Genomic DNA, 11,283 nt, shown 5'->3' with positions numbered 1-11,283 from the left:
TGCGCCGAAACGGTTTTGACGCACGAAAAAACAAGTGATTAACACGAGAGAGCCAATACTTTTGAAATTGGCTCTAAAATCTTTTTTTTCAATCAGAAGTCCGGAAAATAACACAGAATGTCCCGATTGCGATATGCATTGCTATTGGAATCCCGATTTTTTATGCCATAATAAAAGAAAACGAAGCATATACATTGCCAAAGACGGGAGAACATTTATGGGAATCAAAATCATACCAGCTGAACCTTCGAAGAAAAAAAAGCTCCGAATATTGCATTCTGTTCCATTTTTCCGTTTCCCGTTTGACCGGCCGTCGGCAGAGGCGAATCCCGGCTTCGGATTTCTCCGGGTACATGCGAAATTCACACTTATTGAGTTGTTAGTCGTAATTGCGATTATCGCGATTCTGGCGGCGATGCTGCTGCCGGCATTGAACCAGGCGCGAGCGAAAGCCCGGGCAGGCAGCTGCGCGAATAATCAGAAACAGATCGGACTCGGTCTGGCCATGTATGAAGGGGATCATCAACAACTGCCTCCGGGGATTGCCAACGCCAACGCACCTTATAAGGTATGGGATTCGATGTTGATCTACGGGCGATACATTCCCGGGCGGCTGGATGTGCCGGATGCCAACCGTGCCTACGGAAAAGGGGTGAAGATATTCACCTGTCCGGAAGATATCGAACGTCTTGCCGGAGAACGTCTGAGCCAGCCGACCGTGGATCTGCGCACCTTCCAGCTGAATGGGCGGGTGATGCCGGATTACGTCAACGCAACATCGGAAACGCTGACGGCGGAATCGATTCACGGAAGGTGGAACCGCACCCGGAGTTCCCCCGGGGAAATCATCGTGATGTTTCACCGCCCGGCCGACATGGTCGTCGGACAACCTGCGAGCGCGGTCGGCAGCGAACCGCAGCTCAATTTAACGACGCAGAAACTGGACGGTCTGCTCTGGCACAACCAGATGATTCCGTACTTGTTCGGGGATGGACATGTGACATCGTTCAACGTCCGCCTCTACGGACAATCACAATTTTCCACTGATCACTGCAAGCCGAAACTCTGAGATAAAATGATGCGCAAGATTTTACTGTTCATAATGATTTGTTGTACTGGAGGTGCCGGGATGGCGCAGGAGAACTTCGTATATCCGGCGGAAATCGCCGGATGGACACAGCAGGAGAAGGAACGCCAGGCCGCCGATACCGTAAAAATGCTTGATGAACTGCTGAAAGCAGCCCGTTCCGGGGCAAAAAGCTATACGATTCATCCCGGAAACTATCGCTTCGGTCAGCAGGAAGGATACGCGAAATGTCTCTATCTCTACCGGATCAACGATTTTGTGATCGAGGCAAAGGACGTGACTTTCTGGATCGATGCCACGTTCAGGCAGGATGCGGTTGTGCTCAAGGAGTGCAGCAATGTGACAATCAGAGGTTTGACCATCGATTGCGATCCTTTCTCGTATTCGCAGGGAGAGATCATTGAAATCGACCGACAGGAAAAATATCTGACGGTGAAACTGGATCCCGGCTTTCCTCCACTCGAAACCTGGCGTGCAGGAGGAAACATGAAAGCGCCTTTTTTCGATCGGGAGGGGAACTTTGCCGCAGACTGGCTCGATTACATCGCTTCCTATGAGAAACAAGCCGAAGGGATCTACCGGATTCGGCTGAAAAACAATTACATCTTTACTTACGGTACGCCAATTGAGCCGGGATACCGCATGGCGTTTCCCGACCGTTCAAAGCGAATGGCCTTCAATTTATTGAACAGCGGGAACTGTACGCTGGAAAACATTACAGTTTACAACGCACCGCAGATGGCCTTCACCGAGCACGGCGGTGCGGGCGGCCACAGGTATCTCAACTGTAAAGTGATTCGCCGTCCCGGCACCCGGCGGCTGATCACCTGCAATGCTGATCTTTTTCATTCGATAAAGACCGAAAAAGGTCCTCGAATCGAGAATTGTGACTGGGGCTGGTCCTGTGACGACCTGATCAACATCCACGGATTTTTCTCCTATGTGGTGAAGCCGCTGAGCGATCGAGAATTCCTTGTTGTTCAGTCCCAATCTCCTGAGGCGTGGCAGGGAACGGAAATCGAACTTTACAACGATTCCGACATGAAGTTTATCGACCGGGTGAAGGTCGTGGAGATGACTCCGGTCACGGATGACGCTGAAATCAAGGCTGCCGGGAAAATGCCGGAAGAGTTGCGCAATCAGGGGATCAACACGGGAAATTTTCTCGGCGGAGTGTTCCTGTTCCGCGTGAAAACGGATCGACCGGTCAAAGTGAAACGTCACGACCTTATTCAGAGCTATCGCTATGCCGGAAGCGGCACACTTATTCGCAACAATCGGTTGCACGACACGCTGGCGCGCGGCATGCTTGTGCGCGGCGATGGGGCGATGATAGAAAACAACCGGATTGAGAACACCGGTTATAATGCAATACAGGTATTGACCGACTGGTATTTCATGGAAGGGATGACGGCGCGCAACATGACGATCCGGAATAACGAGATTATCAACTGTGCCAACGGATTGCATGGACGGTTGATGTACAGTCTGCACAACAGCGCGATCAATCTGATCGTGTGTCACCGCAACTGGGAGTTTGCGCGCGGAATTTCTCCCATTCGAAACATCTTGATCGAAAACAACCGGGTCGTCGATTCAGGCGCGGCCGGAATCGCTGTCGGCAACGCGACAGACGTAAAGGTACGGAACAACGTGATCGTAAACCCCTACGCGAAAGGTCTGCATCCCCGGATGAACGACCGACTGCGTCAAGTGGCCGCCGGAATCTATGTTGTTGAATCGGAGCATGTCGAACTCTCCGATAACCGGATCGAGCAGTTGAAGACCGGAGTTTCCCCCATCATTGATAACAGTAAATAATCTTCTTGACATATGCCATCCGATCCTTCCAGAGCAGAGTTCATCCGCAGTCACATTCACGAAAATTATCGAGGAATGTTTCGGGAACCGTGCGGAATTCTAACACATCCGTTTCTGGTACCCGGCAGTGCTTCCTACGACAATGTGTTGTGGGATTGGGACAGTTATTTTGCCGACGTCGCCCTGCGGCAGATTCTGCTCGAAACAGAAGATCCGGAGTTATCGGAGGAGGCGCTCAAGTATGAACTTGGCTGCGTTCTGAATTACCTGGATTTCACCAGCGCTGACGGCTGGATGCCGATTGTGGTTCCAGCGTCTCTCTCCTCACTTGCCGAGATTCGGCCGGAGAACGTCCGTGAGAGCAATATGCACAAACCGGTTATTGCACAGCATGCCGCGTTCCTGTCCCGGTGTTTGGGTGGAGATGCAGAATGGCTCCGAAGCCGTTTTGAAAAGATTCAATTTTTCCACAATGCTTACCGCAATCACTTTCGTCATCGCGCAACAGGACTCTATTTCTGGGCTGACGATACCGCGATCGGAGTAGATAACGATCCGTGTACGTATTACCGGCCGAAGAAGAGTTCAGCGTCAATTTACCTCAACTGCCTGATGTACCGGGAGCTGCTTGCGGGCGCATATCTTGCGGAGCGGCTGAATCTTCCGGGGATTCAAGCTCATTACCTTTCCGATGCCGAGGAGTTGAGAACAAGTGTACGGACTCACTGTTTTGATAACTGGACTGGATTTTATTACAGTTGCGATCTCAATCTGCGTCCGATTGATTTCAGAGTTTCCCCCGGCAACCCTCATGATGGAAACGAGACTCCGCTTCATTGCGGTCAGCCGCGAGACTGGGATTGCCTGCTGATGCGGATCGGTGTCTGGTCGGGATTTCTTGCGATGTGGAGCGGAATCGCTTCGAAACAGGAGGCTGCCCGGATGGTGGAGTGCCACTATCGCGATCCGGAAGGATTCTCAGCGCCGTTTGGCATCCGTACGCTGGCAAAATACGAACCGATGTATAATCTGCGCGCTTCCGGCAATCCATCGAGCTGGCTGGGACCGGTATGGGGAATCTCGAATTATCTGGTCTGGCGTGGTCTGTTGAATTACGGTTATGAAACCGAAGCCGGAGAACTCGCGGAAAAAACCATTTCTTTATTCGGGCGGGATCTCGAGCGTTTCGGGGCACTGCATGAATATTACGATCCGGAAACAGGAGAACCCATACTCAATCGCGGGTTTCAAAACTGGAATTATCTTGTTCTCAACATGATTGCGCATCACGCCGGGCGAATGGAAACAGCTGAATTCTGATTTCTCTGTTTTGAAGTCAATCGGGACTCAAAACGAAGCAGAAGCTTTTATTCGATTTGCACCATTTTGCAGCTTTCTGCAGCAAAAAGCAAAAAAGCCTCAGAACCGGGATTCTGAGGCGAAAAAGGCAAAAAAAATGGTACACCCGACGAGATTCGAACTCATGACCTTCTACTCCGGAGGCAGACGCTCTATCCAGCTGAGCTACGGGTGCCCATATCATTATATTCTTAATATAGTCCCTGTTTGCAATTTTTAAAGTTGTTTTTCAGGAAAAACTGCGTTTTTTTCACCTGATTCAGCTTTTCCCGAAAACAGCGCATGATAATTGAAACCGCAGTTATCCTCAAAAACAAGGGAAATAACCGCAGATATCAAAAAATCAAGTCAAAGACCTTACCCTTCTGCCGCAATTCCGCTTCCGCAGTCAGCATTACGAAAACCTCTCCAACTCCCGGCAGATTCATTCGACACTCCACATCAAACACCGGACACCGTCTATCCCGGAACATCTGAGCGGCAAGCAGTGTAACATGGTTGCTCATCCGCTATTACTTTCCGGTATTCACGACATTGAATTCAGACACGGAAACCGGACGAGAGGATGTCTCCGGGAACAAGGCGCGGCTCAATCACAATGTCTATCCGATGCGGATTGCGTTCCGATCCAGTCAGACGCTGCAACAGCTGCTCCACAGCCTGTCGGCCGATCGCCTCTCCGGGAATTTCTATCGTCGCAGGACGAGGCGACAATCCTGCCAGCGCCGCAAACTCCCCGTCGCAGCTGACAATCTCCAGATCCCTCCCCGGCTGAAACCCGAGCCGGGGAAGAATCCGGTAGAGCAGTGCCGTCTGAAAATCCATCGGCACGAAAAAACCGGTCGGACGATCCGCTCCGACCAGGCACGGCGCAATGAGTTTTTCAAGCGACTGTTCCAGCGCGGCGAAATCCGGTTCCGCCGCGGCAAGGTCAATCTCCGCCCGCGCAGCAACCCGGAAATCGGTCCGAATTCCTGCCTTTTCAGCGAAAAATTGAAAATATTCGCCGCGCGTGCGGATCGCAGTGATCTCCGGCAACGCATTCACATAGGCCAGATGGCGATGACCCCGCCGGGTCAGGTATTCAAGCGCAAGCCGGGCAATGCGGTCGTTCCCGGCCAGCGCGGAGTCGCCGTTTTCGCTGTGCGAAGTGATCCAGCAGGCCGGAAACCCGGCCAGCGCCTCCACCAGCGCGGGATCGGGTGTCTGACCGGCGAGAATAAGACCGTCAACCTTGCGTTGCCGCACTGCGGGCGGAAGTTCATCACACGAACGAACTATGCTGTAAATACAGGAGAGATGGTTCTTTTTCGCGGCACAGACGACTCCATGAAAACTCTTCTGGGCAACCGAAGAGTAAGTGAGGAAACAATCCTCCGCCAGCAGCAGAAGCGCAACCGTGCCGAAACGCAGTTTCCGGACGCCGGAAGCAGGACGGCACTGCTCGACCGGATCTCCACCGCTCCGACGGATGGCCGCCTGCACCGCCTCCTCAAGTTCCGGCGAAACGCCGGGGCGGCGATTCAGAACGCGCGAGACCGTCGCGAGGGAGACCCCCGCCTCGGCCGCGATTTTGCTGATGGGAATTTTTTTCACGCTGTTCCGTACCGTTGTTGGAATTGACACTGTAAGAAAATACCCCGTTTTCTCCGATTTTCAAGCGGTTTCCATGGAGGGAACCGCAGAAAAGTTCCGGATCAACAACCCGGCGTCAGAATCGAGCTTCCGAAGCGACAGCCGGTCCGCATCGTCAATGGTGCGGTCCGTGATACGACAGCAAAGAGAGACCGGAAGCCCGTGGAGTTGCGCCATGAATTTGGCCGAGACCGGATAGGCGTTTCCAAGATCGGCCAGATGATCGTTGGCTGCGATGAAGTGCCCGAGCTCTTCCGCTCCGGAAGATTCACAATGATGCCACAGAAGCTGAAAAAGTTTCGGATAGTAGTTGGCTCCGACGCCGCAATAACCGTTGACTCCGGCCCGGAACGAGTCAAGCAGTGTGGCGGCATTCGCATTGAAAAGCCGGAGCGGAGTGCCGCGCACGAGACGGATCCGTTCCCGAATCCGCCGGATGTCGCAGCAGGTGTCCTTGAAGAAGAGAAACCGGCCGGTTGCGGCGAGCTCCGCAAGCGTCGACTCTTTCAGCAGCCGGTGGTACGGTTTCGGGCACTCATAGAGACCGAGCGGAACGTCCCCGGTCCGGTCAAGCAGCCGCCGGGTATTCGCAAGCAGCCGGTCGTCATCCTCATCCGGCGAGGCCAGCTGGGAAACGAGCACGACCACGGCGGCGACACCGGTCTCCGCCAGTCGCAGAACCTCCTCCGCGATCGCCTCCGGAGTTGCGACGGCAGCCATGACCCCTCCGACCACCGGATAACGCCCGGCCGAGGTCTCGACCGCCAGACGGTTCAACTCCACAACCTCGCGGCTGGAGAGACAATTCAGTTCCCCCGTCAGGCAGGAGACGAAAAGTCCGTCAACATGCACGGCGGCATACCATTCAAATAACGCCCGGTTGCCCGGCATGTCCAGAACGCCGCCGGGAGTGAACGCGGTCAGAGCCGGCGGCCAGATGCCGGACGGCAGAAGAGCTGCATACTGTTTCATCGTTTCCTTTCTGAAACCGGCCGATTCCGGCGGTTTCTCTCCTGAAAATGGAATTATGCTGGAGGAAAAAATTCCCCCATATGCGCTTCGGTGGCGGCCGAATCTTCTGCGCATCTGTGATACATTATACTCTATTTTCTTGAAAATGTCAATATATTTTCAGAAAATTTTTAAATATTTTCCGTATCAGCACCCCCCCCTGTTCCATCGAAATCCGGCCATCCACGCACAACAGATCTGCATTTTTCTCAAAATTTCAGAAATTTTCCTGAAAATATTTTTATTTTTTTCAATATTCTCAGAAAAACACTTGCTTTTCTCCGATAACTTTGCTATAATTAAAAATGGCGGACCGAATCGGATCAAAACAGCACTCCATTACAGAAAGGTTTGGCTCATGAAGATCTGTCTCATGTACATTGCCTGTTGCCTGCATCGCCGGGGAACTTCAAGTTCCCGCTCTGGCGTTTCCGACTCCACGTCACGGCCGCTGCGCTCCGGTTTTTTTCCGATGCCGGCAACCGTCTCCACCTCTCCCGTCCACAAACATACAATGACTCGAAGGGCGTTTACGCTCATCGAGCTTCTCGCGGCAAAAACTCATCAAGTATCCAGTTCTTCTCCAGCTTGCACCGGGCAGTTGAGAGAGGGGGTCGGGGGAGAGAAAGCGGCTATGGAAGCCGCGCCTCTCCCCGTACCGAACACCCCTCAAACACCCCTCCGGTCCATCATCGCCCCGCAACAGAGTCTCCGCTCGGCAAGCGGCGAAGTGGAGCAAAAACGCGAATGGGTCTTTCCGCAGAAAAGCGGGAAGAGCCGTTCGCGTTTTTGCGGCTCTTACTTCCAGTGCCGGCCGACCGCAGCCAAGTCCGGCTCCGCCCCGTACGCGGCACCGGCACCTTGCCGGACGCAGGGGGTGCGGGGGGCGGCGGACACGCCCCCTGCTTCCCACGACCATGCAACGCTCCCCAACGAGGCACCTTGCCGGACGCAGGGGGTGCGGGGGGCGGCGGACACGCCCCCTGCTTCCCACGACCATGCAGCGGTCAAAGCGGCGTTTACCTTGATCGAGCTCCTCGTGGTGATCGCGATCATCGCGATTCTTGCGGCGATGCTGCTGCCTGCGTTGAACAAGGCACGGGAGAGCGCCCGCACTTCAAACTGCATCAGCAACCTGCGCCAGCTGGGGCAATCCGAAGTGTTTTACATGGATTCCTACGACGGACTGCCGACAGCGGTCCAGGATCTGGCGCGCACAAGTCTGACCTGGCATCAGATGCTGCTGGTTTCGGGGCTGCTGCCGAACAAATCGGAACTTTTCGCATGCCCGTCGGCACCCGAAAAGACGCTGACGCCGGCGACGCTGGAGTTCAACGGAACCACCTATATCTATTACACCTGCTATGGAATCAATGCGGATCTGGTGGGGGATATCAACAAGACGACGCGGGCACGGAGCTTTTACTCCGGCACAATTCCATTGACGCGCCTGAGGACGCCAAGCCAGACGATTTTGCTCAGCGACCAGACGGACGGCCTGACCTACGCGGGCTTCGGACAGGCGACCTGGCACGAGGCGGGAAATCCTTTCTCGACCAACGACCGGCACGGAGAACGCCATTACAATGAACGCGGCTGCAACATTCTCTTCGCCGACAATCACGTGGCGGGGGCGCCGCAACCTGAAATCTATGACAACATCCAGGATCGGGCCATCTATTTCGGGCGCGAGTAAGGAGAGGAAAATACGGATGAAGAATCGATTTCGAATGCCGGGTGCAGCTCTCTGCCTCGCCTTGCTGTCATGGACGGCAGTGGCAGCGGCGGAAATGACCGAAGAGCCGCTGTTGGAAAAGTCACAGCTGAAATTCGATGGGAAATCCGCGCCGGACGCGTTCCGGCTCCCGCGACAGCTCGATGGAGAATTCACGGTGCGGCTGAAGCTGACACTGGACGCATGGCCGGCGGAAGGGCGGGCCGAATATTCACGGAATTCACCATTCGGGGTGATTCTGCTTCAAGGGGAGCCCGGAACGGGGGAGTGCCTGGTCCGGATCCTGGGGAAACAACCGTATCTCTTCGTGCGCGGTTCAGCAACGCGGGGCCGGGGTACGGCGGTCATGATGGAAATTCCGCTCCACCAGCCAATCCTGCTGACGCTGGTGGGAACGCCCAGAGAGTTGACCTTGTATGTGAACGGTGAAGCCTCCGCGGTACTGGCTGTACCGCAGGGGGCGGGTCCCTGGAACCGGATTTCAATCGGGCAGGAGCTCGGACAGCTCCGGATTCTCTCGGGCAGGATCGAAGAACTTCAGGTAATCGGGCGTGCGTGGACGGCATCGGAGGTGAAACGTGATTTTTCCGCCTCCGGAGTAACTCTGCGGAAGGACTGCTTCGTGCGCCCCGCCGGGTTGAAGTTGCCTTATCCGGCGCTGCGCGTGGCGGAGGATGTGATTCATCCGATCGCGGGACCGCTGGCGCGAACGGCGGAAATCGTGCCGTGGAGTTCGCCGGAAGCGCGCGACCTGCTGGTGAGCGGCTCGTCGCGCTTTCACGGACACCGGGTCATGCTCTACCGGAATTTGAACGCGAACCGGAAAGATGTACCGATATTCGACTCGGGAACGAGCATCGGGCTTACCGGGCGGGATTTTCAGACACTGCGCCGTGCGAACGGCTGCTTCGATCTGGCGGCGCTCGGCGAAGGGACGCCGTTCCCCGGCAACCTCGTGCTCTATCGGAACATCGGGAAACCGGGAGCGCCGCAATTCGCCGCAGCCGTTCCGATTCCGGTGGGAGGCGGCTCATTCGCCACGGCGTTCGGAACTCTCACGCCGCGCGGCTGGGTGATCGGCGATCTCGACGGCGACGGAACGCCCGACCTGGTCGCGGTTGCCGCCGACCCGGAGGACTGGGATCGCAACGCACCGGACGGCATCTCGTTCTTCAACGGACAGGAGGCGGCAAACAGCGGGCCGGGGCGCGGTTACGACATCGCCGGGAAATGGCTCGGCGAAGAGAACCGTTATCCCTTCTTCTGGGCGAAGGGGGAACAAAAGGACGGAATTTTCCGGTTCGGCTCCCCGAAACCGATTTTCGCACGGGATACGATCATGCCCGTACAGTGGAAAAGTTATCCTCCCTCCCCCGCACCGGCACTGCTGCGTCTGGAGGACGGGCTCTATCTGGTTGCGGCGGGAGATGTTGACCGGCTGCTCGCAATGAAAATCGCCCCCGGTTCCGACGGGACCATGCGTTGTGAAGCCGCCTCCGATCTGCTGCGGGAGAAGAACATGCGCGAAAACTACTGGATCGAATCTCTGCGGGCGGCCGATGTCGACGGCGACGGCCGCGAGGAGCTGATCGCCGCCGGAAACCCGGGGAGAGTCACCATCTACCGCGGGAACGGCATCGGAACCTTCACCGAAACCGGATCCGCGCTGCAGCGCGGCGGCATGGTCGAAACCGATACCCTGGTCACACCCGCACGCGGCGACTGGGACGGCGACGGGACTCCGGATCTGATCACCGGCGATGCCTCCGGATACTTGATTTTCTGGCCGGGAACCGCTGACCCGCTCGTCTACGGCACGCCGGTTTACCTGCGGGAAAACGGAAAGGTGGTTCACCATCAGGCGGGGCCGTCGGGCTCGATTCAAGGGTACCATGAACAACGGTGGGGGTATCTTCAGCCGACGATCGGCGACTGGGACGAAGACGGACGCAATGAGATCATCACCAACGATATCAAAGGGGAAATGATCTTGTACCGACCCGTGGCCGGAAATCCCGGAGAAGTCCGTTCCGCACCGTTTCTCTTCCGGGGGAAACCGCTTCCGGCGGCGTGGCGGGCTCGTCCCGCGATTGTACCGGCCCGGTACGGATTCGGCGGAAAAAAACGGGCGGTGCTGCTCTTTCTGGACTGGGACGGCGACCTGGCCGCGGCAATTCCCGCAGCCCCCGGGGCAACTGAAATCGCCGAAGTGCAGAAACTGCCGGATACCGCTGGGAAACCGATCCGCCTCTGCGGTGTGCGGGGCCACTGGGGACGGGCCAAGCTGGCGGTCACCGACTGGGACGGCGACGGGGTCTGGGATCTGCTCTGGGGACACAACCTCGGCGTTTACCGGGAGATCTGGCCCAAACGGCTGTCGCGGCCGAAGGGGGCGGTACCGTGCCTGTTCCGAAATGAAGGGAGCAATGAATCTCCCCGGTTCGGAGAACTTTTGGAGATCGAGCGGGCCGACGGCGAACGCTTCCATTTTCACACCCACAACAGTTCCGTGTTCCCGACCGATCTCAACGGCGACGGCCGCGAAGATCTGATCATCGGAGCTGAGGATGGAAAAATTTACTGGTTCTACCGCGATGACGTGCGCATCCGCCGGGAACAATCGCGGGAAAGGTGA

At 56.1% G+C, this 11,283-nt stretch carries 8 protein-coding genes and 1 tRNA gene; 5 read left to right on the top strand and 4 right to left on the bottom strand.

The window, feature by feature from the left end; all coding sequences use genetic code 11:
- Positions 1-217: 217 nt before the first annotated feature.
- The 3 genes from Q0K10_RS02930 (at position 218) to Q0K10_RS02920 (ending at position 4,228) form a co-directional block, all read left to right on the top strand.
- Positions 218-1,069, top strand: coding sequence for a DUF1559 domain-containing protein (locus tag Q0K10_RS02930; protein WP_294502935.1), 852 nt, complete (start codon positions 218-220; stop codon positions 1,067-1,069).
- Between the two features lie 60 nt (positions 1,070-1,129).
- Positions 1,130-2,908, top strand: coding sequence for a right-handed parallel beta-helix repeat-containing protein (locus Q0K10_RS02925; protein WP_294502932.1), 1,779 nt, complete (start codon positions 1,130-1,132; stop codon positions 2,906-2,908).
- Between the two features lie 75 nt (positions 2,909-2,983).
- A complete protein-coding gene (locus Q0K10_RS02920; protein WP_294502929.1) occupies positions 2,984-4,228 on the top strand; it encodes a trehalase family glycosidase in 1,245 nt (414 codons plus the stop codon).
- A gap of 137 nt (positions 4,229-4,365) precedes the next feature.
- On the opposite strand, the gene Q0K10_RS02915 is transcribed toward Q0K10_RS02920, so the two are convergent.
- The 4 genes from Q0K10_RS02915 to Q0K10_RS02900 all read right to left on the bottom strand — a co-directional run bounded on the left by Q0K10_RS02915 (position 4,366) and on the right by Q0K10_RS02900 (position 6,874).
- A tRNA-Arg gene (locus tag Q0K10_RS02915) sits at positions 4,366-4,442 on the bottom strand.
- Positions 4,443-4,602: 160 nt separating this feature from the next.
- Positions 4,603-4,773 carry a hypothetical protein gene (locus tag Q0K10_RS02910; protein ID WP_294502927.1) on the bottom strand — a complete coding sequence of 57 codons (171 nt, stop codon included), beginning with the start codon at positions 4,771-4,773 and terminating at the stop codon, positions 4,603-4,605.
- A 34-nt stretch (positions 4,774-4,807) separates the two neighbouring features.
- Positions 4,808-5,863 (bottom strand): LacI family DNA-binding transcriptional regulator, encoded by a 1,056-nt coding sequence (locus Q0K10_RS02905; RefSeq protein WP_294502924.1) that lies wholly within the window; start codon positions 5,861-5,863, stop codon positions 4,808-4,810.
- Between the two features lie 60 nt (positions 5,864-5,923).
- Complete coding sequence (locus Q0K10_RS02900; RefSeq protein WP_294502921.1) at positions 5,924-6,874, bottom strand: dihydrodipicolinate synthase family protein; 951 nt, start codon at positions 6,872-6,874, stop codon at positions 5,924-5,926.
- Positions 6,875-7,547: 673 nt separating this feature from the next.
- Between Q0K10_RS02900 and Q0K10_RS02895 the strand changes: the two genes are divergently transcribed.
- The gene (locus tag Q0K10_RS02895) at positions 7,548-8,609 is read left to right on the top strand and encodes a prepilin-type N-terminal cleavage/methylation domain-containing protein (protein WP_294502918.1); all 1,062 of its coding nucleotides are present in this window, start codon (positions 7,548-7,550) and stop codon (positions 8,607-8,609) included.
- Positions 8,610-8,625: 16 nt separating this feature from the next.
- Positions 8,626-11,283 carry an FG-GAP-like repeat-containing protein gene (locus Q0K10_RS02890; RefSeq protein ID WP_294502915.1) on the top strand — a complete coding sequence of 886 codons (2,658 nt, stop codon included), beginning with the start codon at positions 8,626-8,628 and terminating at the stop codon, positions 11,281-11,283.

It is taken from the genome of uncultured Victivallis sp., from assembly GCF_944391105.1.
Lineage (GTDB): Bacteria > Verrucomicrobiota > Lentisphaeria > Victivallales > Victivallaceae > Victivallis.
This window is presented reverse-complemented; position numbering and strand designations above follow the sequence as displayed.